A 23,576-nucleotide genomic window follows, 5' to 3' on the forward strand; every position below is an offset into this window, starting at 1 on the left:
AGACGAGATCCGATTTTTCCATCAGAAGCATCGTCAATATGCACAGATATTGCAAAAACCTTTATTTTCTAGCTATAACATACGTCAATTCGCACAGATGGCGTTGTTTTCTCTTATTCAAAAAAACTTTCGCTAAACAATTTAAACCAGTTAAGCACCACATGCCTTAGACGGCATATGACGTTATAAAACCTTCAAAAATGTAATCCGGCTACTAATTAGCCATGAAATTTGTGGAGAGATTATGAAATACCATCCAGTGATCATCAATGGAAAAAACCTGTCAGTAATTGAGGATACCTATCTGCTTGCCGCGCTCATGACCTTTGAACCCTCGATAACATGCACCCCATTCTGGAACGAGAAAGGCAAAGTAGCCTTTGAGGTTGCAGGGCCGATATCCGAGGGGATGCGGCGTTATTTTTCAGGTGAGCAGGCCTCACTCGCAATATATACCAGCAAGCTTAAATATCTGCGGGCCTCTATTTTTGCCATGAAGCAATCATCCGTGTCTTATCAGGCCGGATTGCACGGATCCCTTAACAGTAGTTTTGCCTGACCTGTCAGTTCCTGGCAGACACTTAAACTAACAAACTGCATTCGGCAAGACACTGTCTGCGACACCACTGCCTGAAAAAAATCAAAACAGGGACTTTCACAAAACAAAATAGATAAAGTCCCTCATGAAACTGTCGATAACCTGTGTATAGCCCACCACTGCGAGGTTTTACACATGAAACAGCTTCAAGCACAGTTAAAAACCGGCATACAGACGCTAGTTACGATCAACACTCCTTGCGGATTCGCCATGGTAGAGAGTGCAGTGATCGCAAATGTTTCGGGCCAGTATATCAAGATTATCCTGCCTGCCGCGACAAGCCCTAAAATGGATCATCTGCCAGTCGGAACCAAAGTTTCCCTATCGCTGGAAACCGATAGCGGCGGACAGCTTGCTTGTAGTGCAGAGATAAACAATCTTGACGAGCGCCCGTTTGTCTGGGTCAAGGTCCTTGAGATGCTGCCGGCACTTGCCAAGAGGCGCCATCAACGCATTTCCGTAAACCTGCCGATGTTCTGCTCCGTGATTGACGAGGACGGCTCAATAACCATTATTTATGATGGCAAAAAAGATAACGGGGCTTACGAACCGGTTGATCTTTCGTTAAGCGCCGGGGGGTTCAAACTAAAAACGCCGTTCAAAGTAAAGGATGAAACAACAGCGATCGCAGTCTTTTTTTCCACCGACGAAACAGAATGGATGGTGCCGGTCTTTTCAAAAGCGGTCTATTCCTATCCGTCAACCGCAACTGATAAGTTCCTGACCGGGTTCAGGTTTTCCATGATCAATTCGCTTGACAAGAAAAAGATAGCAACCCTGGTCAGGGAGCATCTCCACCCCACCACTCCGGGCAGCAAAATCAGAAAGTACCCTTCGTGTATCCTGCGCATGCGCAACGACAACTTGCAACAGTCAGATCCGATAAGCAAGTAACGACAGTCCCGGAACAACTCACCTTTAATCCCAGCCAGCACCATGGGCATAGCTGCGATTCGTCAACTGCCATTACCCCCCTGCCACTTTCAACTAACTCTTTAAAATAATTAATCAAAACTGAATATTTAACTCACTTCATCGGCAATCAGCAATTTCCCCGCTTACTCCAGCCTCCAAAATGCAATGTTCCTTGCTTGATAAACTTTTGTTTATTAACAGATGATTACATTGTTTATGGCAGGTTACATCGAAACAGGAGAAATAACCCCATCGAAAACATTGCTTTCGAGTATTGCCAGCGCGACGCAACCATTTTGCAACTATCCGTAATTACACAGCAAACAACTACTCGCAACGTACTACACCTTGGCATAAAGGCTGCTATTTCCCATTACTAGATATTTCTAATACACAACAATCTATATGCAACGCAGCGAGATCCATGAACTTGACAAAGTCTTACTATAATCAGTTCTTGCGAATGCTTATCGTCACCATTGCCTCGGGGTTGGTCGCCGGGCAAGTCATAGCCACGGATAGCAGTCTCCAGAACAAAGAGAAAAGTGCCCCGGATCTGGAAACCCGGCAAATGGTTACTGTTTATCCCGGACATAATGACGCGGAGGGGCAGGAGCAGACCCCCTCACCGGAAATGCTGAGGCTGGGGGCACGAATGTATCGTGAAGGTATCCTGCCGTCAGGAGAACCAATGAAGGCCTCCAACAAAGAGGAAATTCAGAGCAACAGCACGGCCTTCTCCTGCGTAAGTTGCCACATGCGCGGTGGGCTTGGTTCTATAGAGGGAGGTATTACAACACCTCCCGCAGCCGGCATCAAACTGTTCCAACCAGCCTATACCGGCACAATTCTGTCACCATCCTCTAAGCGGCCACGCAAACATTTCGTAATTAACCCAACACGGAGGCCCGCCTATACCGAGGAAAGCCTGGCAGTTGCCCTTAGAGACGGGTTGAATCCCACCGGCCGAAAACTAGATGATGTCATGCCCAGATATAACCTGCAGGACAAGGATATGGCCATCTTGATAAGCTACCTGAAATCATTGTCAGCCAATGTCTCGCCCGGAGTGGACGAGACAACCCTGAGGCTTGGAACCATCATTGCCGATGACGTAAGCCCGGAAACCAGAAAAGCCATACTTGATCCTCTGGATAATTTTATCGCCGCAAGAAACAACCAGGACAAGGTTTACGAGGCACGTACAAAATACATGCGTAACGGCGGCTTCTTTGAAGAGGGCAATCTGGCTTACCGGAAACTGTCATTGGCCCGCTGGGAGCTAAAAGGGCCTCCGGCAACCTGGCGTAATCAACTGGAGGAATGGAACCGTAAGGAACCGGTGTTTGCCTTCATCGGTGGGATAACGACCGGGGAATGGCAACCGATCCATGACTTCTGCGAAGCGCATCAGATCCCTTGCCTGTTTCCATTTACCGACTTTCCCGTTATTTCAGCCACAGACTGGTACACCATGTATTTTTCCAAGGGGCTCTATCAGGAGGGAGAGGCAGCGGCACGCTTTCTGGATAGTGCCAAGGGATCATCCCATGAAAGCAGGGTTGTCCAGGTAGTTAGCAATTCCCGTGAAGGGCAGGTTCTTGCAGCAGGGTTCACCGAGACCTGGCTCGAACTGGGCAACCCCCCGCCGGTAACCATTCCACTGCAAAACAATGAAACTGTCAGCAGCGATGCGCTGCAGCAGTTGTTGGCCGGACACAACCCTTCGGCCATCCTGTTCTGGACTGGTCCCGAGATCTTGCCGGGCTTACAGGCCATGGCACAAAAGCCTCAAACGCCACAGATGCTGGTCGTCTCTTCAGGATACCTGAAAAGTGCGCTCTGGAGTCTTCCTGATCAGGCCAGAGCCATAACCTTCATTACCTACCCATATCGACTCCCCGACAAGCCTTCGGCAGATTCCGATAGTTTGCCAATAGCTGCTCTCAAGGCCAAGGCCATTACAGAGGTTTTGCAATTGGGATTAAGCATGATGAATCGGAATTTCTACCGTGACACCTTTTTCGATGTGATCAGCATGATCCAGGACCAGACACCGCAGGCTTATGAACGGCTCAACTTTGCCCCAGGCCAGCGTTACGCCTCAAAAGAATGCAATATCGTGCAACTAACCCAAGGGAAAAACCCGGTGCTGGTAAAGAAAAATGTCGGGATCAGCTTTTAAGCCGGAATTGCTAACAAGCTGTCGAACGCACGGAAATCATCCTGGCACCATTGAGTTGCGATAATCACAGACATGTCGGTAGTAAAACCAGTTGACAGAAATTGCGTCATATTATCTGCAAGATCGGAGGCTGTTATGACACAGACACTAAGAAAATACTGCAAAAGGATGGGAACGACACTAGCATTGTTTCTGCTGGTAATGTCGCTAGCTGTTGGTGGGGCAAGTGCTGCTCCGATTGCTGATCCCGATTTTTTGGCAACAACGCCGATTGTTAATCCGGCCGACGTACAGAAATACGTCAGTCCTCTGCCCAACGCCTACCAGCTGCATATAGCGCCGGACACAACCACCTTTCCGGGTGAGGATTACTACAAGGTCGACATGGGGCAGTTCAACCATGACATGAAACTGCATCTGCTTTCGACAACAGGCTACCTGAATACTGTGGCTCCCGACCCAGGTGTTGCCGCACCGGTTGTGGGAAAGATGGCCCCGACGCCCACCTGGGGATACAGCCTGGTTCCACCGACAGCCACCACTCCCGGCACCTACTACTTTCCCGGTCCGACCATTATCAACACCCAGGGTCGGCCATCGCGTGTAACCTGGACCAACAGTCTGCCAGCCAAACACGTGGTGGGACTTGACCCGACTCTGGTCTGCGGCCCCCCAACCACTGCAGGAAATGTTAACGGTCCGACTACCACCACAGTCAATAAAGCCCCCAACTGCGCTCCGGAAAACCGGGTTGTTCCGCATGCCCACGGCGCTCATGTCTGGGCTGACAGCGATGGCGACCCATTGGCCTGGTTCAGTAACAACTTCGCCGTAACCGGCGAGACCTGGGAACCAAACACCCAGCATGGACCGGTCGGCACCTATCGGTACATCAACGATCAGGAAGCAGGGACCATCTGGTATCACGACCACGCCATGGGACTGACCCACCTGAACGTTTACGCCGGTCTGGCCGGGTTCTTCCTGATTACCGATGCCAATGAAAAGAGCATGCAAGCCTATACCCCGGGGGTCACTGCTCCGGTGCTCCCCTCATACACTGCTACGGCTCCTTACGAAATCCCGATCGCTTTGCAGGACCGCAAGTTCTACCCGAACGGCACCCTGGCTGCGCCGAACAACCCGGTGCTTAATGATACCGCCACCATTGGCCCGAATGTCCCCTGCGATGCAACTGTCGGTGCTGTGGTCCCTTATGCCTGCCTGCCGGCGGTAGGAGGGGTAATCCCGAATGCCATTTTGCCGGCAACCACCCTGTGTGACCCGGCCGCAGTCATTAATGCCTATATGTGTCCGGCTGCCCAGTTTTCCAAGGCTGCTGACGGTTCCCTGATCCCCTACAACCCGACCATCGTCGACCCTTTGCTGAGAGGGCCCTTTACCGCCCCCTCCATCACTCCGGAGTTTTTCGGCAATATATCCATTGCCAACGGAATCGTCTGGCCCAAGCAGGTTGCCGAACAGCGCAAATACCGGATCCGGCTGCTGAACGGCTGCGATTCCCGTACCTATTTCCTCAAGTTTGACAACCCACTGGTAAAGGTCTGGCAGATCGGCACCGAGCAGGCCTTCCTGGACAAGCCGGTGGACCGGAGCACCCAGTTCATCATCCTCATGCCGGGCGAGCGGATCGACCTGATTGTCGATTTTGCTGCCGTGCCAATCGGCACGCGGGTGACCTGGCAGAACTACGGGCCAATGGCTACGGTCAATGGCCTGCCGGCAAGTCCTACCAATCCGCTGTTGGACATACCTTATGACGGTGTTATGCCGCTGGCCGGTCAGCCCCTCAATACGGTTATCCCTGATGTATTGGCCTTTGACGTAGTCGCCATGAATCCGGCCGTACCTGATGCAACAATCACTCTGACCACTCCGCTTCGTCCTGTACCGGCGTTCGCAACCTTTCCAAACCTCACCCCTACTCCCGGCGCCCCAGGTTCCACCGGGGTACCGGTGCGCAAACTGGCGCTGATCGAGCGTCAGGGAACCCACGGTCGGTTCATGCTCACCCTGGATGGCCGCGATTTCATGGATCCGAATTCCCCTATTACTGATCTACCCAAACTGAATGATACCGAGATCTGGGAGATCGCCAATTTCACCCCTGACGCCCATCCAATACATGTCCACCTGGTGGCATTCCAGATTCTCAACCGGCAGGAATTCAGCGTTGATCCAGCCAGCCCTACCAAGATCTATGACCCTACGCCGGGAGTGCCTCCGTTTACCAGATTGCCTCTCATGCCTTATTCGGCGCCACCGTCATACCTTTTTGTACAGCAGATCCCCGGTGACCTCAATTATGCGCCACTGCCGGGCGGGGTAGCCACTGTCCCGCTACCGCCGGACCCCTGGGAAATTGCTCCGAAAGACACCATCCAGGCCCTGCCCGGAACCGTCACCCGGCTCATCGCCAAGTTCGACCTGCCGGGCCTGTATGTATGGCATTGCCACATCCTCTCCCACGAAGAGAACGACATGATGAGGCCGCTCATCGTCACTACCCCTCCGAGCACGGTCACGACGACTCTTTCACGCAACGGCGTGGCGATCGCCACCTCTGAGCCGGCAGCGCTGGCGGCCCCATTCACCATCACGGCCCAAGGGCTGACCGGGCTTCTCGGTCCTGCAATCCTGTCGCCATCACAAAGCAACGGTTTTGAATACCAGTTTTCCGTGACCAATCCCGCAGGAGTCACCACTGTTGTCCAGCCTTTCATGGCGTGGATGTATCCGATGCTTAACAGCTATACCTGGACTCCTCCCAAGAATGCCCCCGGAACTTACACCATCCGGGTTGACGCCCGTCAGGCTTCGGCCACAACTGCCGGTGCCAGCCAGGCGTTCGGTACAGCGACCTACACCATCACCGGTCCTGCGGTTGCCGGCGCCACGTCAAGCACCCTTGCCGGCACTTATGGTATAGGCACCCCGATAAATGTGACCGTGACCTTCAATGAGCCGATCAGTTCGCCCGGCTTGACCATAGGTCTAAACAGCGGCGCCACCATCGCCACCGGCCCACTGACCAACGTCTCCAGCTTCACCGGGACTTACACCGTTGCCGCAGGGAATAGCGCTACGGCCCTGAACGTCGCGACCATTACCGGCACGGTCACTGATGCCGCCGGCAACAGTACCGCTAACCCTGTAATGCCCGCCGGATTCAACATCTCGAACACTGCGCCCATAGTCATTGACGCCATCGTGCCGGTTACCACGGCATCTCCAGTGGCAGGCAACTATACCGGGCCGCTGACCGTCACTCTCACGACCAGCAAAGCAGGTGCAACCATACATTACACCACAGACGGCACCATTCCGAATGCCACATCACCAGTCTATACCGCGCCGTTCATTCTCAACCCGGCGGCCACTACCACCTATACCGTGCAGTTCTTTGCAAGTGACGCTTTCGGTAACATTGAACCGGTGAAAAGCGCGATCTACAACGTCCATGTCACCGATCTGACCAATGCCACCGTCAGCATCAACAACAATGCCCTGTTCACCAATTCGACCCTGGTGACCCTTTCGCTGACCGCCACTGACCCGATGGGCGTACCCAGCATGCAGGTGGCATGTGACGGCATCACCTTCGGGGCAGTCGAGCCGTTTGCCTTGACCAGGGCCTGTACGCTCACCACTGGCGACGGCCTGAAGACCGTGGCAGTTAAATACATTGATGCTGTCGGCACCGTGTACAATCCAGTCACTGCCCAGATAACTCTCGACACCGTGGCGCCGGTAACCACAGTCTCCCCGGCTGCCGGGACCTATAACGGTGCCATTAACGCCGTGCTTGCCACTGAGGCAGGTGCCACCATCTACTTCACGACAAACGGCACCATGCCGACCATCGATCCGGCGCTCCGTTACACCGCACCAATAACCATCTCAACCACCAGCACCCTGAAATTCTTTGCCGTTGACCAAGCCGGGAATCAGGAAGTAATGAAGAGCGCGCTGTACACCATAGCAGCCAGTGACCTTACCGGCAGCGTATCGATCAACGGCAATGCCTTGTTTACCAAAAACGCCAACGTCACCCTGGCGCTCACTGCCGCCGATCCTTTCGGGGTTGGCCAATACCTGATTTCCAATGACGGCGTTACCTATCAAACCGTCACCATCAATCCGGCGGTGGCAAACTTCAGCGCCACAATTCCATGGGTGTTGACACCTGGCGACGGGCTGAAGACGATCTATGTCAAATATGTCGATACCCCGACACCGAACAACGTCTATGGCCCTTTCACCGCCCAGATCACCCTCGATACCACGCCACCGGTAACCACAGTCTCTTCGGCTGCCGGGACCTATAACGGCGCCATTAACGCCGTGCTTGCCTCTGAGGCAGGTGCCACCATCTACTTCACGACAAACGGTACCATGCCGACCATCGATCCGGCGCTCCGTTACACAGCACCAATAACCATCCCGACCACCAGCACCCTGAAATTCTTTGCCGTTGACCAGGCCGGGAATCAAGAAGTAATGCAGAGCGCGCTGTACACCATAGCTGCCAGTGACCTTACCGGCAGCGTATCGATCAACGGCAATGCCCTGTTTACCAAAAACGCCAAAGTCACCCTGGCCCTCACTGCCGCCGATCCTTTCGGGGTTGGCCAATACCTGATTTCCAATGACGGCGTTACCTATCAAACCGTCACCATCAATCCGGCGGTGGCAAACTTCAGCGCCACAATTCCATGGGTGTTGACACCTGGCGACGGGCTGAAGACGGTCTATGTCAAATATGTCGATACCCCGACACCGAACAACGTCTATGGGCCTTTCACCGCCCAGATTACCCTCGACACCGTGCCACCGGTACTGGCGGTGACAACTCCAGCAGCGAACTCAATCGGCAACACCGCAATCATAACAGTGAGCGGTACAGTTACTGATGCCGGCGGCGGAACTTCGACACTCACCATCAATGGCGTCGGATCAAACGTAGGGGCTGGCGGTGCCTTTAGCAGCCAAGTCGCACTGACTTCCGGCGCAAACACCATCACAGTGGTTGCCACCGACCCGATCGGCAATACCACCACCATAGTGCGGACCGTGACCCTTGACACCAACGTACCGGTTACCACGGCATCTCCTGCAGCCGGCAATTATACCGGGCCGCTGACCGTCACCCTTACCACCAGTAAAGCAAACGCCACCATCCACTACACTACGGACGGAACCACTCCAGGACCTGCCTCTCAGTCATTCGTCGGCACCGGCTGGTTTGTGATCAATCCGGCGACCACTTCAACCGTCACCGTGAAGTTCTCGGCCACCGACCCGGCCGGCAACGTTGAACCCCTGAAAAGCGTGGCCTACAGCATCCATGTCTCAGACCTGACTAATGCCACAGTGAGCATCAATAAGGGGGCACAATTTAGCAAATCACAAAATGTGACCCTGTCTCTAACCGCCACTGACCCTCTGGGCGTCCCGAACATGCAGGTGGCATGTGACGGAGTCAACTTCGCAGCCATTGAGCCATTTGCCGCAACCAGGGCCTGCATACTTCCAAGCGGTGACGGACTCAAAACCGTGGCTGTCAAATACATCGACGGCAGCGGCAACGTCTATGCCCCGGTCACTGCCCAGATCGTCCTCGATACCGTAGCACCGGTCACAACTGCCGCTCCGCCGGCCGGCACCTATGCCGGGTCAGTGACAGTAACACTTACTGCCAGCGAGACCGCCACAATCTACTACACCATTGACGGCAGTGTTCCGACAACAGCATCAAGCATTTACATAAACCCGATCACCCTGTCGTCGCCGACCGTAACCTCTAAAACGCTGAAATATTTCGCCGTTGACAAGGCCGGCAATGCGGAAGCATCGGTAAATACCGGCGTCTATAACCTCCATACTTCCGATCTCATCGCCAAAGTGACCATCAATAAAGGGAATACCTTCACCAATTCCATCTATGCCAAGCTGTCACTATCCGCCAGCGACCCGATCGGTGTTGCCGCGTATGCCATCTCAACGGACAACATCACCTACCTGCCGACCATAACCATCAAACCGGCAGTCAATATCTTCTCCGCCAGCAACGTGCCGGTAACTCTGCCGGCTGGCGACGGGCTGAAGACCGTTTACGTAAGATTCACTGATGGCATGGGTGTCGTCTATCCTCCGGTATCGGCACAGATCACCCTCGAAACCACTCCGGTAGTTGTTGAAGTATCGCCGGCCCCCGGCGACTACAGCAACAAAGTGACTGTTTCCATGACAACGCCCAATGAGCCTGAGGGTGCCACCATCTACTACACCACTAACGGCGCTACCCCCACCACCTCCTCAAAGAAATACAGTAAGCCGTTCACCATCAACGAGCCGGGCACCACAGTAACCGTAAAGTATTTTGCCGTTGACCAGGCAGGCAATGTTTCAGCAGTCCAAAGCGCTGCTTACAACTTCACGGCAAACCCCGGTATGACTGCCAATGTCAGCATCAACAACAATGCCCCTTACACCAATTCGAGAAATGTGCTGCTGCAGATCAGCGCCCAGGACCCAACCGGCGGAGGTGTTGCCACCATGTCGTTCTCCAACGACGGGGTCAACTATACGACTCCAGCCCCTTATGCGGCAACAACAGCAATGCCTTGGACCCTTACCGCCGGTGATAGTCTCAAAACGGTTTATTTCCGCTTCACCAATGCCGGATCGGTCAGTTACACATTTACCTCAAAGATCTTCCTGGCAGACGGAGTACAACTGGCCACAGGAGATACCAATGGTGATGGGAAGGTTGATATAGTAGATGCCTTCCTGGCGTTAAGGGGAAGTTTGAACATCAAGAAGCTCACTATTGCCGAACAGGCGCGATGCGACGTAGCTCCATTGGTTAACAACATGCCGCTTCCGGACGGCAAGACCGATTCCGGAGATGTCCTGGTGATATTCAAGAAAATTATCGGTCTGGTGTCATTCTAACCGGCAAACAGAGAATCCGGCCCGCTAGCTGGCGGGCCGGAAAACTACCAAAAAATGGAGATCATTATGAAGTTCCTATCTTTCAAATACTTGATACCAATGGCACTGTTGATCGCTAGCCTCGCCGGTTGCGGCGGTGGCGGAGGCAGCCCTGCCGGTAGCACTGCGATCTCCGGTACGGCATCCGCAGGGATCATTTATCCCGGCGTGGTCAACGTATACGCGGTAAATAGCAATGGAGTGAAAGGGACCCTGTTGAAATCCACTGCGACGGACATCAACGGAAAGTACACCCTGTCACTGGGAGACTATAGCGGTGCAATCCTGGTAGAGGTCAGCGGCACCTATACCGACGAGGCCACCGGCAATACAGTGACCATCCCGACAACCAACCCGCTGCACGCCCTGGTTGATTCGGTGAACTCTTCGACCAGCAACAATCGGGTGGTATCAGTCACGCCCCTTACCGATCTGGCCTGGCGCAAAGCAAGTAGCAACGGCACTTCCGCAACCCCTCCAGCAGTCATTGCAACTGCCAACAACCTGATGGATGACCTTTTCAAGATAAGTGACATCATCGGCATTGAACCGGTTCGGCCAGACATCGCCTCAGTTGGTCACAGCAGCACCAGTCAGGAATCCCAGGCTTATACTCTCGCTCTGGCGGCACTTTCCAAAATGGCTTCGACTGCCACCGGCACCACTGACTACGACAAAATGAATACAATCCTCTCGAGAATTGAAACAGAGATTGAAACCGACGGAGCCATGAGCACCACCGCCGCTGAATTCTCCGCTGCACTGGGTACTGCTCTGCTGAGCTCTGATTCAACAACGCGAGCCGCCGACGATTTCCCCTCAGCAGCGACCCAGCTTGCTGCAGTCGGCAAAAAGTCGCAACTTCTGACCCTTAGCATAACCGGCACACTGCCGGCAGGAACCAAGATCCACGCCATCGAGGGTGCCATAACCTTGCCTGCAACTGTGTCACTCCGTGCAGAGAGCACCGGCAAGACATTGTCCGATGTGCTCCTTTTGGCAGGCGTAGCTACAGGGATGGGAAGCGAGCCTATTGCCAATTATCTGTCACTGCAGGTGCCAAAGGAGGTGGATTTTAACGTCGTACTTAACACGGGAATCGGTACCGGCGATTTTGCCGTTCTGTCCTATGATGTCTCGACTGGGGCTACGGTAACTGCGGCTGACTTTTCCCTGGTCAGCGGCACTGTTTTTGTCAAGGATTCAAATGGTGCTGATATCCCAGGCCTGACTTTAACAATCAGGTAAGTCGCAATTGAAACAGTGGTATCTCTAATGGGAACCGGGCGCTGCCGCCTTCATGGCGCACCCGGTTCCCAGGCTGGCAATTTTTCCAACAAATATTTAACCAATTTTGCGCTAAAATTTATCCACTAGGTTTTTGCGCCCAAATCCATGTAAAGCATTCTGCAGGAGGAGACATGAGAATTCTTTTGCTTTGTGGGGTGCTCGCTCTAAGCCTGGGCTTTACGGCTATCAATGTTAGAGCCGTAACTCCTGCCAATACCAAATCCGACTATAAGTCGCTCCCGAAACCAGGGGAAAAGGTTTTGATCGGCGCCGGCCACTACTTCATATATGGCTTCACCAAACCTCCCAAACTAGGAACTCCTATCATGAAAGTTGAAATATTCACCAGTGACGGAAAACGTGACACGTCCTTCACTGTCAAGGGAGATGCGGACATGCCTTCAATGCGGGGCGCCCATAGCACTGGCAGTAAAGAGTTCTCACTCTCCGCCAAAGGTGTCTATCTGCTGCCGGTGTGGCTTTCGATGCCCGGGGCATGGGAATTCAGGTTTACCCTGCTGAAGAAAGGCAATGAGCAGTTCCGCGGTGCCTATCTATTCAGTATCTAGTTCCTAAAAGGATACAGTGTTGTGCTATGAGGGAATTGTGATGATTGTTTTTGGCGTGAGCCGAACATTTGTAAACTGCTTCAACTATCTTTTAGCGCAGTTGTTTCTGCTTTTCTGTGCCGTCACGGCAATGGCTGCCGTCAGTTGCGAATTAAATAATCCAGCCAGCGATGTGCCTAGACTCTTCCCCGGATCTACCAGTTTCTCGACCAGCTATTTCTCCTTTGCCCAGAGCGGAGGGGAGCCTTTGCTGCGAAAAGTCGAATCCCGCCTCGGCAAGAGTCCGGCGCTCTATGCCCCTCTCAACGTTCCATACACGCTCTATGAAATCTACCGGGACAAAAAGAAGATAGGCTATGTTCACGGGGTAAATCAGAAGGGCCAGTTCGGAGTACTTGAAGTCTTTGTCTCTCTGGATATGGAAGGGACGATCAAGGTGTTCTATATCCAGAGGATTGCAGGGAAGTGGGCCAGTAAATTTACCTCCCCCAGATTCGGCAGGCAGTTCGTCGGCCTGACCCTCAAGGATTTTGAGCAGTATGACCCGGTCAGCGGTAAAGGCTCCGGTAAAGTATCTTTAATCAACAATCCGGCACCCGAGGCAGTAACCGATTTTTTCGGCCTGCTGCGGGCAGTGAAGAAGAACCTGGTATTGATGGACGAATTTTTCTACTCAAAGAACCGCTAACAACATGATCAACAGATTCCAGATCGCCTATAAGAATCTCCTGCGAAAAAAAATGCGTACCCTGCTCACCATGGTCGGGATCATGCTTTCGTCATGGGTTCTGGTAAGCCTGCTCGGCTTTAACCACGGTTATGAAACCGCGCTGAATCGTGATATCGACAACATGGGGTATCAGCTCATGGTCATGGCCAAGGGGTGCCCCTACGAGGCAGCCACCATGATGCTGCAGGGGGGAACAGGGCTGCGTTACATAGAGCAGTCAGTGGCCGAAGCAATCGCCAAGAGACCCGATGTGAACAAGGTCACCCCGATGCTGATGCAGGCCTTTTTTGATCCGAATAAGGGGGACGGCGGCGGGATTGCCGGGTATTTCGGTGTCGAAGCCGCTACTTTCCCGGAGATGAAGCCGTTTTTCCGTTTTCATAAAGGGGGCTGGTTTCGTGGCGAGACTGCTGAAGAAGCGGTTATGGGCTATGAGGCAGCAGAACTGGAGATGCGGGAAGTGGGGGACATGATTATTGTCCCCGAAAAGAATGTCCAACTCAAGGTGGTGGGGATTCTGGAGCGGACCGGTACCCAGGATGACGGCACCATCTTTGTCCCCCTTAAGACCCTGCAGAAGATCTCGGCGACCGACAAGATCACCACTATCGGCATCAAGACAACCAAAGATGCAGACATTGCCAAGCTGGAAACCGACCTGTTTCAGCTCCCTGACGTACAGGTGGTGAGTCTCAGCCAGGTAAAGCAGACGATCATGAAGCTCATTGCCACGGCCAGACTCATGGTGCTCTCCATTGCCGTCATCGCACTGCTGATCGCCATGGTCGGTGTTGTCAATACCATCCTCATGTCGGTGCTTGAACGAAAACAGGAGATAGGGATATTAAAGACCATGGGGGCCATGCCGTCCGATATCTTTTTCCTGGTCTGGATCGAAACATTCATCATCTGTGCTATTGGCGGCATCGCAGGAATCGGCATAGCCTTCGGCCTTGCCAGGCTCTCCGACATGCTCTTCAGGATGGTTCTGCCCTATGCCCCTGGCGGAGAACTCGTAGCCATTGACATGAAGCTCGCATCTCTGACCTTGGCGATTATTGTTGTCATCGGGCTGCTAAGCGGTATTTACCCTGCGTGGAAAGCCGGTCGGGTACGCCCCCTGGAAACGATAAGGAGTTAGCGATCATGGCTGAGAATTCCGTATTCCTTGAGGCACGGCGCCTGACACGGGTATATCGCCGAGGCAGTGAAGAAATTCGCGCTCTGGACGGGGTATCGCTCACGATCAGGCATGGAGAATTTGTGTCATTCACCGGTCCCTCAGGATCAGGCAAAACAACCCTGATCAACCTTCTCGGCTGTCTCGACAACCCGTCTACAGGAGAAATGGACCTGGGAGGCAAAGTCATTTACGGTAGCGGTAACGACCTGAAAGAGAAGGCCCTGACCAGGATTCGGAGAGAGGTTTTCGGCTATATCTTCCAGAACTTCTACCTGATCCCGACCTTAACGGTTCGGGAAAATGTTGCCCTGCCGCTTGCATTTTATAAAAAACCGGGTGCGGAAGGAGAAGTGGACAGACTTCTTGAGATGCTCGGCATGGGGCATCGCATGAATCATCTGCCAGGGCAGATTTCCGGAGGGGAAATGCAGCGGGTGGCTATTGCCAGAGCTCTCGTCAATCGCCCGTCAATACTGCTCGCCGACGAACCGACGGGTAATCTTGACACCAAGCGTTCCGCCGAGATCGGCGAAATTTTGCAGGACCTGAACAGAAACGAAGGACTGACCATAGTAATGGTCACCCATAACTCCGCACTCGCCGGGCTTGGAGGAAGAAAGATCGAGATGCGCGACGGACAGGCATATGAATGCTAAAAACAGCAATAATTCATTATCCTCTACCCCGCAGCCCCTTTGCAGAGTTACTCCCCAGTGCTCGCCGGCCAGCCTACCTTGCGGCAATCACAATTAAGGCAATTGCACTTTCCGCACATCAAGATAAAATTAACACATTCTCACTTTATCCATTAAATAGCGGATACTGGTTGGCATCTTTCCTTCGATAATCAACAGGATGACGATGACGACACCGGCAAAGACCATAAATTCGAGCAAACGATTCAGAATTCCTTGCATGATTGCCCTGATCGCTGCAGGTCTGGCAGGCAATTATTTCAAATTCTCCCTGTTCCTCAATGTTGATTTCCTGTTCGGCAGCATCTGCGGCATGCTGGTATTGCAGTTGTTCGGACTTGGTCAGGCAGTTGTGGCCAGCGCCATAATTGCCGGCTATACCTACATCCTCTGGAATCACCCATACGCTATCATCATCATGACCGCTGAAGTGGCGGTTGTCGGCTGGCTGATCAATCGCCGCAAAATGGGGATGGTGGTAGCCGATACCATCTACTGGCTTATCATCGGCATGCCGCTGGTCTACCTGTTTTACCACCTCGTGATGCATGTCCCTCTGAGCAATTCCAATATCGTAATGGTCAAGCAGGCAATGAACGGCATTACCAACGCACTTGTTGCCAGGCTGGTTTTTGCCGGTTATAGCCTCCGGTCACAGACCACACTGATATCATATCGGGAAATCATCTACAATTTCATGGCCTTTTTTGTTATCTGCCCGACGATGATCATGCTCTCGATTGAGAGCAGGTCAGACTTCAGCAAAACCGACCTGCAGATTCGTTCCGGACTCCTGCAGGACAGCACCCGTATCGATCAATATTTCAAAACATGGGTGACCAACAGAAAATCCGCGGTTCTCAATCTTGCAGAAATGGCTGCAGCAAAAACACCACTGCAGATGCAGCCTTATCTGGAAGTGACGCACAAGTCCGATTCCAATTATAAACGGATCGGGCTACTGGACAAGGAAGCGGTCAGTGTCGCCTTTTCTCCGCTGATCGATGAATCTGGGCAAAAGAATCTCGGCAAGAGTTTTGCCGATCGTCCATTCATTCCCACTCTCAAACAAAAACTCCAGCCAATGCTTTCGGAGGTGGTTATTGCCAAAGTTGGCCCGTCAATGCCAATGGTGGCAATGCTTGCGCCGGTAATGACCCAAGGCTTGTACAACGGCTATGTCGCCGGCATTCTGAGTCTGGAACAGTTGAATAATTATCTTAAAGTAAGCTCGTCTCGACATACCTCGTTCTATACACTGCTCGATAAAAACGGCAATGTTATCATGACCAACCGTCCCCAGCAGAACGTCATGACTCAGTTCAAGCGCGACAAAGGGACAATCAAGCGTCTTGACGATAAAGGGATCAGCCAGTGGATGCCGGAACTGCCGCCCAATACCCCGCCTACCGAGCGCTGGAAAAAATCGTTCTATGTTGCGGAAACCACCATCGGCGACCTGGCAGAATGGCAGCTGATTCTGGAACAGCCGGTGGCCCCCTTCCAGAAAGCGCTTTACGAGCATTACACCGATAAACTGACCCTGCTGTTCCTGATTTTGCTTGCAGCGCTCGGCATTGCCGAACTGGTGAGCCGCAGATCGATTGCCACCCTGGAAAAGCTGCGCACTATCACCAATGATCTCCCCGCGAGACTTGAGCATGAAAGAAACGGCATAGTCTGGCCGGATAGCAGCGTTAAAGAAACCAATCACTTGATAAATAACTTCAAAGAGATGGCAAGCTCTCTAACTGAGCGGTTCAGTGAAATCCGCCAGCTCAACGAGTCTTTGGAGCGCCGGATAAAAAGTCGCACCCAGGAATTGCTGGAAAGCGAGAGCAAATACCGGGTTATTTTCAATAATGAGATCTATGCGATCTGCATTTTTGATATTGATTCCGGGAAAATACTAGATGCAAATGATGCTCATGTTGCCATGTATGGTTATAAAAAGGGAGAGCTGCTTTCAGGGATAACAGCCTATATGCTGTGGGCCGAACCAGATCATGCTGCGACCTCAGCCCTTAATGACGCCCAACAAGGGACGGTTTTCATCCCGTTGCAGTATCACCGGAAAAAAGACGGCACGATCTTCCCAGTAGAAATCGTTGGTGGACAGTCGTTATGGAAAGGGAGCAAGGTGCTTTTTACCCTGGTCCACGACATCACCGAGCGAATAAAGACAGATCAACAACTGAATGATGCCAATAGAATTTTTTCCACATTTATTGAGCATTCGCCGATCTATGCCTTTATCAAAGAAGTGACGGCCACCTCAAGCCGGGTGCTGTACGCAAGCAATAATTACATGCAGATGATCGGAATTGCCGGCCCGGACATGGTCGGCAAGACCATGGAAGAACTATTCCCGCCTGAATTTGCAGCAAAGATAAGCAACGACGACTGGACCTGCGCCTCCGGGGGTCAGTTGCTGGCTCTTGAGGAAGAGTTAAACGGTCGTCACTACACCACCATCAAGTTCCCAATTGAGCAGGGAGAGCGCTATATCCTGGCAGGCTACACCATCGATGTCACGGAACAGGTGCATGCGGAGTCAGAAATCAGAACTCTTAACCTGGAGCTTGAGCAGCGGGTGAGCGAACGAACGGCGGATCTTGAACGGATGAACAAGGAACTGGAAGGGTTCTGTTATGCCATTTCTCACGAAATGAGGGCGCCAATAGCCCGCCTGGAAGGGTTCAGCAGGATGATGAGCGAAATCGCCGGTGATTCCGATACAGAAGCAGTCGTTCATTGCGCTGACCGGATAGATGCCGCAAGCCGCCGTCTGCGGACTGTCATTGACAGCCTGCTGACCATGAACCGGCTATCGCGAGCCAATGTCTCATTGTTACCGGTCAATTTGTCGGAAATGGCCAAATCGATCGCCGATGAATTATTGCAGCAATGCGGAGACCGAAAAGTACAAATAACCATCGCCCCGGATATGATCGTGCTGGGGGATCGCTACATGCTGGACATCGGCCTGCGTAGCCTTCTGGGAAATGCCTTCAAATACACGGTCAAAACCGAAAACGCGGTTATTGATTTCGGCAGGCTGGAGATGAACCGTGAAACCGTCTATTACCTAAGGGATAACGGGGTCGGCTTTGACTTGGAGTATGCAACAAACCTCTTCGTACCCTTTTGCCGACTTCATAGCGAGGCAGAGTTTGAAGGTTCAGGGATCGGTCTGGCAACAGTGCAGCGGATTGTCGAAAAGCACAAAGGCCGCATCTGGGCTGAAGCGGAAAAGGGAAAAGGGGCGACGTTCTACTTCACCTTGGCAGCGACAGGAGAAAACACGTAGACCATCCTGCACGAATATTGATCGTATCGTCTTGTTCAATTCAACTAAGATATTGAAATAAAGAGTTTGTTGGATAGCGACGTATAAGTGCCATGTTCGGTATTAGAGAAACCGTCTCAAGATCACTACGCTAAATCACAGGTTGATTTCTGCCAGTAGCAGTTCACCCTTTGTATCTTTTTGACCAGGTTGCGTCCCATGTCTCTCCTCACAAGTTCCCCGGATGCAGATGCATAAAGGATAAATTACGTGTTTTCACCAACAGACAGACATATACATCTTTAAGGCCATAAATATACATACAACCATAAGCTTACAATACAAAAATAGTCAGTCCTGACATAAAGTTGTGCCGCTATTTTATTGAACGTTGTCAATAAACCCAAGCCCGCAAACAAACAACGCGCATTGCATCCCGGATGCTTTACGAGCAATGTGAGGCCGCCGGAAAGTGCTACCATCCCTCTAAAATTATCGAGGTCGGAACTATTCTTGCATTTTCGTAATAAGAAAATTCATTCACTTAAGCTGAAAATACTTTCGCTAAACCGTCACAACTCCAGAAAGTATGACACCGCCCGGATCAAAGAAATTCTGTTTCATCAGGGCACATTACCTTCCCACCTGCTGAAACAGCCTTGAATAGATACCCTCCATCCAGGTTATAGCGTGCATAGCAAGGCGCTACGCATATAGCATCTACTGTCGACATCGACGCACCAGGAAAAAGTTTTATTACGCATTTGTAATTGTTTTATGGAAAATTGTGGAGAAGTGCGATTTAATCCGCAAAATTATCAAAAAAAAATTAACGTTTCTTATATGGGAAATGAAGTATAGTCGGCCAACCAGTTACCTATAACAGGAGTAAGTAATGAAGAAGTTACTTGTGATCGACGACGACAGAAAGCTTTGCACGATGCTCTCGCAATACCTTGGACCTGAGGGGTTTGCGGTCGAAGCCGTCCACGACGGTCGGGAAGGGGTTACGAAAGCCAGCGACGGCAATTTCGATCTGATCGTACTCGATGTCATGCTTCCAACCGTGAACGGTTTTGAGGTACTGCGCCATATCCGTACCCAGATGGACACGCCGGTTGTCATGTTGACGGCCCGCGGAGACTATGTTGACAGAATTATCGGGCTGGAGATGGGGGCTGACGACTATCTGCCCAAGCCCTTCAACACAAGAGAACTGGTTGCACGAATCAGAACTGTTCTACGCAGGGCTAATCAGGAGAAAGAAGAACACGCCGTTGCCCCTTCATCTAAAAAGCTGGTGGTAGGCGATGTGGAAATTGATCTGGGAACCCGCAACGTGACCTGCTCCGGGAGACCTGTCGAATTAACATCAGTTGAATTCAACCTGCTTGAACATCTGCTCAGGAATGCGGGGGAGCTGGTATCACGTGAAGACCTTTGTAAAAAGGTGCTTGGTCGCCGGTTGACCTCCTATGATCGCAGCATCGACGGTTATATCAGCAAGCTAAGGAAGAAACTTGGGCATGAAGTATCAGGAATCGAGCGTATCAGGTCTATTCGCTGCGTAGGTTACCTTTACGCCTTGACCAACAGTAGTGAAGTTCATGTACTTGAAGGGATTTCCTGCTCAAATACGGTATCTATCTAAAATCAGGTCACTATTTACTTGAATACTGACTTAATTATATTGTCTTGCAACACACCGGAACAAGTTCCCTTATAAATCTCAATTCCCCTCATTGATTGTGTAAAATCTCCTGTTATTATTACTAATATCGTGGAGGTCTTACACCATGAAGAGGTTTATTCTCTTTCTTGCCATAATAATATCTTTTGGCTTGTTCCCCTTGGTTACTGATGCAGCTGCTTTGCCTGAGGCAGACAGCAAGCACTATACCTTTGCCGTCATCCCGTACTACACCCCGGAAAAGATCTGGAAGCTGTTTACCCCTTTTGTCGATTATCTCAATAAGACAACTGGCCAGTCGTGGAAACTCCAGCTATATAACAACCATGAAGAGTTTGTTGAAGACATGTGCAATGGCAAGATATCGATTGCCCTGGCCGGTCCGGTGCCGCTTGGCAGGGCTTACAACAAGTGTGGCGTAAAACCGATGCTGGTCGCCCTCGGAAAGAGCGGCAAGCCATCTTATCACTCGGTTTTAATCACCAACGATCCGGAGGTCAGGAGTATTTCAGACCTGAAAGGTCGTAAGATCGGTTTGTTTAAAGGATCTACTGCGGCCCACATTCTACCGGTAAAAATGCTCAAGAGTTCCGGGGTAAGGCTTTCGGAGACCAAGCCGGTCTTCCTCGAAAGCCAGGATCGGATTGTGTCGGCGCTCATGGCAGGAGAGCTATCTGCCGGGGGAATGAAAGAGGCCCTGTACCAGCGACTCGGCAAAGCGAACCTCAGAGTGCTGGCAACCTCTGAGGAGGTCCCCAACTTCGCCTTGGCCGCCCTCCCCTCTTTACCAGCAAAGGTGCGAGAAAAAGTGGTTGCTGAATTACGGATGATCAAGCCGCTTGCAAACGCCAACCATGCAGAGCTTGTCAAAAACTGGGATGACGAGGTCAAAAACGGCTTTACCGAACCGGGCAAAGATTTTCTTCCGTCCATACTCAATCTCTACTCAGTTTTCTGGGAAGTAACCAATGAGCTTCGATAGACAAAGCCTGGGGTATCGGTTAACCGTCCCCAGCTTCATTATCATAGCTGTTGTCTTTACGGCGCTCACATTTATTATCTACAAGATTTCCCACACCATCCAGGAAGACTACTCACGCTTTTCCTTGTCTGCAGTGAACAGCGAGGTCCGCAAGACCCTGTCAGCGACTGCTTCAGAGCTAACTGCCGCTAATATTTCCGGAAACCCGGTGGTTACCGAGGCGATGCAAAAGAGCGTAAAAGAGGCGCTCTCCTTAATATGGAGCAGGCTGGGCCATGACGGGGTTATCGCCACCGCCGATGGTTCCCTCTTTTTTAGCACTCTCCCCAAAGACCGAGCTCAGGCAATAATTGCGACCGGCAAAACCGGTTATTACATAGCCAACGGAAGTGCCAACAGTTACCAATGTTATGCCGAACGGTTTCCTCTCTGGGGGTGGCGGGTGGTTTCCGTCGGTCGTGATACAAAATCTCTCATGGATCGCAGCAGCGCAGCGCTATTGCTTCCGCTGGTATCGCTCGGCATCCTGTTGATGATCAGCGGCATCTTCCTGGTGTTGAGAAAAACCCTCAGGCGACCGGTTGAAATAATGGTCTCCACGGTAAAGAGCGGCGAAAAAGTTGCTGTAACCGGACTGACCGAATTCGACATTATCGGCTCTGCAGTGAATGACGCCCTGGAAAGGCTTCATGAAAGGGAGGCCGCGCTGGAAAACGAATTGCGGGAACGCGTCCGGGCAGAGAAAGAGCTGCGGGAGCGGGATGCCCATATCCAGCGGTTGCTGAGCTGCACCGAAGAGGGGATTTACGGTATTGATCCGGATGGCAACTGCACCTTCTGCAACCTTTCCTGCCTCAAGCTGCTTGGGTACGAACACGAGTCACAACTGCTCGGCGTAAATATGCACAACCTGATCCATCACTCCTATCCTGACGGGACAGCTTATTCCAACCATGAATGCAGGGTCTACCTGGCCTTTCGCGGTGAGACCAATGTCCATGTGGACAGTGAGGTCTTCTGGCGGGCCGACGGCAGCAGCTTCCCGGTTGAATACTGGTCGCACACCGTATATGAAGATAATCGGGTTTCCGGTGCAGTGGTCACCTTTATCGATATCAGCCAGCGCAAACTGCTGGAAGACCAGCTGATCCAGGCGCAGAAGATGGAATCGATCGGGCGCCTTGCCGGTGGCATTGCCCATGACTTCAACAACCTGCTGACACCGATCAAGGGATATGCGGAGTTCCTGCTTCAGGATCTGGCTGAAGACAATGCTGCGGCCACCAAGGTAGAACGGGTACTGAAAGCGGCAAACCGGGCGCAGACCTTGGTACAGCAGCTCCTGAGCTTCAGCCGCAAGCAGATTCTGGAAATGAAGGTCATCGACCTCAACCAGACCATTAAAAGCTTTCATGACATAATGCGACGGACCATCAGGGAAAACATCACGATCCGTCTCTTTCTGTCGGATCAGGGGTATGGCATCCGCGCAGACAAAAACCAGATCGAACAGGTTCTCATGAACCTAGTGGTCAATGCCCAGGATGCCATTGGCGAACGTGGCGAGATTACCATTGAAACCGCGTATGTGCTGCTTGATGACGAATATGCAAGTAATCATACGGAGGTTACGCCGGGACGGTTCCTGATGCTTGCGGTTTCGGACAATGGCTGTGGCATGGACAAAGAGACCCGACAGCGGATTTTCGAGCCGTTTTTCACAACCAAAGGGATCGGCAAAGGCACCGGCCTGGGACTGGCAACAGTTTATGGAATCGTCCGCCAGCACGGCGGCAATATCTGGGTCTACAGCGAACCGGGTAAAGGGACAACCTTCAAGGTCTACTTCCCGATAGTTGACGACCAGCTGGCTTATGAGCAGCCGGCACTGCCCGAAGAAGTGCCGTTGCCGGTAGACAGGTTGAACATCCTGGTGGTGGAAGACAACGAGATGGTGCGGACCATGGTGGATGAACTGCTCACCAGGCGCGGTTATGAGGTGCTGTCAACCGAGTTTCCGCAGGAAGCGCTGCAGATGGTCAATGGCAAGCCTCTGGATCTTTTGATTGCCGATGTTGTCATGCCGGTCATGACCGGACCGGAACTGCACGCGAAACTACTCAACAACTACCCTGGCCTGAAGGTGTTGTACATGTCCGGCTATACCAGCAACGTGATCGTGCACCAGGGCGTGCTGGACGAAGGGATTCACTACATCCAGAAACCGTTTGCCGTTACCGAGTTTGCCAAAAAAGTTGAGGCATTACTGAAAACATAGCTCCGCCTCCGCTTGTCCCCTCTCCCTCTACTATCCTCAAAACCACGTTAACAATTCTCCATTACCCTTGTAACACAAAGCAATTCATTATATTTTTCTACTAAATTAGTCGACATATCTGACGATAAAACACGAAAGAACTCCTGCCCGGAGTT

At 52.0% G+C, this 23,576-nt stretch carries 13 protein-coding genes; all 13 read left to right on the forward strand.

The genetic code is table 11. From position 1 onward, the window contains the following. Window positions 1-244 precede the first annotated feature (244 nt). The 13 genes from KI809_RS09930 to KI809_RS09990 all read left to right on the forward strand — a co-directional run bounded on the left by KI809_RS09930 (window position 245) and on the right by KI809_RS09990 (window position 23,421). Window positions 245-559, forward strand: coding sequence for a hypothetical protein (locus tag KI809_RS09930; RefSeq protein WP_214171377.1), 315 nt, complete (start codon window positions 245-247; stop codon window positions 557-559). Between the two features lie 174 nt (window positions 560-733). Continuing rightward, a complete protein-coding gene (locus tag KI809_RS09935) occupies window positions 734-1,492 on the forward strand; it encodes a PilZ domain-containing protein (protein ID WP_214171378.1) in 759 nt (252 codons plus the stop codon). Between the two features lie 445 nt (window positions 1,493-1,937). Next, on the forward strand, window positions 1,938-3,698 hold the full coding sequence (locus tag KI809_RS09940; protein ID WP_214171379.1) for an ABC transporter substrate-binding protein: 1,761 nt from the start codon (window positions 1,938-1,940) through the stop codon (window positions 3,696-3,698). A gap of 135 nt (window positions 3,699-3,833) precedes the next feature. Continuing rightward, window positions 3,834-10,676, forward strand: a complete 6,843-nt coding sequence (locus KI809_RS21030; protein WP_214171380.1) for a chitobiase/beta-hexosaminidase C-terminal domain-containing protein — start codon at window positions 3,834-3,836, stop codon at window positions 10,674-10,676. Between the two features lie 66 nt (window positions 10,677-10,742). After that, entirely contained in the window at window positions 10,743-11,963 is a 1,221-nt protein-coding gene (locus KI809_RS09950) for an autotransporter outer membrane beta-barrel domain-containing protein (protein WP_214171381.1), read from the forward strand. Window positions 11,964-12,136: 173 nt separating this feature from the next. Next, complete coding sequence (locus KI809_RS09955; RefSeq protein WP_214171382.1) at window positions 12,137-12,574, forward strand: hypothetical protein; 438 nt, start codon at window positions 12,137-12,139, stop codon at window positions 12,572-12,574. A 37-nt stretch (window positions 12,575-12,611) separates the two neighbouring features. Further along, window positions 12,612-13,262, forward strand: coding sequence for a hypothetical protein (locus KI809_RS09960; protein WP_214171383.1), 651 nt, complete (start codon window positions 12,612-12,614; stop codon window positions 13,260-13,262). Between the two features lie 4 nt (window positions 13,263-13,266). Beyond that, entirely contained in the window at window positions 13,267-14,445 is a 1,179-nt protein-coding gene (locus KI809_RS09965; RefSeq protein ID WP_214171384.1) for an ABC transporter permease, read from the forward strand. Window positions 14,446-14,450: 5 nt separating this feature from the next. Continuing rightward, window positions 14,451-15,143 carry an ABC transporter ATP-binding protein gene (locus tag KI809_RS09970; RefSeq protein ID WP_214171385.1) on the forward strand — a complete coding sequence of 231 codons (693 nt, stop codon included), beginning with the start codon at window positions 14,451-14,453 and terminating at the stop codon, window positions 15,141-15,143. 205 nt (window positions 15,144-15,348) lie between these two features. Continuing rightward, entirely contained in the window at window positions 15,349-18,492 is a 3,144-nt protein-coding gene (locus tag KI809_RS09975; protein WP_214171386.1) for a PAS domain S-box protein, read from the forward strand. Between the two features lie 874 nt (window positions 18,493-19,366). Then, the gene (locus KI809_RS09980; protein WP_214171387.1) at window positions 19,367-20,122 is read left to right on the forward strand and encodes a response regulator transcription factor; all 756 of its coding nucleotides are present in this window, start codon (window positions 19,367-19,369) and stop codon (window positions 20,120-20,122) included. Between the two features lie 145 nt (window positions 20,123-20,267). Next, a complete protein-coding gene (locus KI809_RS09985; RefSeq protein ID WP_214171389.1) occupies window positions 20,268-21,143 on the forward strand; it encodes a PhnD/SsuA/transferrin family substrate-binding protein in 876 nt (291 codons plus the stop codon). Continuing rightward, window positions 21,130-23,421, forward strand: coding sequence for an ATP-binding protein (locus KI809_RS09990; RefSeq protein ID WP_214171390.1), 2,292 nt, complete (start codon window positions 21,130-21,132; stop codon window positions 23,419-23,421). The genes KI809_RS09985 and KI809_RS09990 overlap by 14 nt, the downstream gene beginning before the upstream one ends. Window positions 23,422-23,576 lie beyond the last annotated feature (155 nt).

Origin of the sequence: Geoanaerobacter pelophilus, assembly GCF_018476885.1 — a bacterium.
GTDB classification, from domain to species: Bacteria; Desulfobacterota; Desulfuromonadia; order Geobacterales; family DSM-12255; genus Geoanaerobacter; species Geoanaerobacter pelophilus.

Excerpts from the sequence above, each read along its gene's own strand:
- KI809_RS09975 (WP_214171386.1), top strand. The coding sequence starts at position 15,349 with ATGACGACACCGGCAAAGACCATAAATTCGAGCAAACGATTCAGAATT.
- KI809_RS09955 (WP_214171382.1), top strand. The coding sequence starts at position 12,137 with ATGAGAATTCTTTTGCTTTGTGGGGTGCTCGCTCTAAGCCTGGGCTTT.
- KI809_RS09980 (WP_214171387.1), top strand. The coding sequence starts at position 19,367 with ATGAAGAAGTTACTTGTGATCGACGACGACAGAAAGCTTTGCACGATG.
- KI809_RS09930 (WP_214171377.1), top strand. The coding sequence starts at position 245 with ATGAAATACCATCCAGTGATCATCAATGGAAAAAACCTGTCAGTAATT.
- KI809_RS09950 (WP_214171381.1), top strand. The coding sequence starts at position 10,743 with ATGAAGTTCCTATCTTTCAAATACTTGATACCAATGGCACTGTTGATC.
- KI809_RS09940 (WP_214171379.1), top strand. The coding sequence starts at position 1,938 with ATGAACTTGACAAAGTCTTACTATAATCAGTTCTTGCGAATGCTTATC.
- KI809_RS21030 (WP_214171380.1), top strand. The coding sequence starts at position 3,834 with ATGACACAGACACTAAGAAAATACTGCAAAAGGATGGGAACGACACTA.
- KI809_RS09985 (WP_214171389.1), top strand. The coding sequence starts at position 20,268 with ATGAAGAGGTTTATTCTCTTTCTTGCCATAATAATATCTTTTGGCTTG.
- KI809_RS09970 (WP_214171385.1), top strand. The coding sequence starts at position 14,451 with ATGGCTGAGAATTCCGTATTCCTTGAGGCACGGCGCCTGACACGGGTA.
- KI809_RS09965 (WP_214171384.1), top strand. The coding sequence starts at position 13,267 with ATGATCAACAGATTCCAGATCGCCTATAAGAATCTCCTGCGAAAAAAA.
- KI809_RS09990 (WP_214171390.1), top strand. The coding sequence starts at position 21,130 with ATGAGCTTCGATAGACAAAGCCTGGGGTATCGGTTAACCGTCCCCAGC.
- KI809_RS09935 (WP_214171378.1), top strand. The coding sequence starts at position 734 with ATGAAACAGCTTCAAGCACAGTTAAAAACCGGCATACAGACGCTAGTT.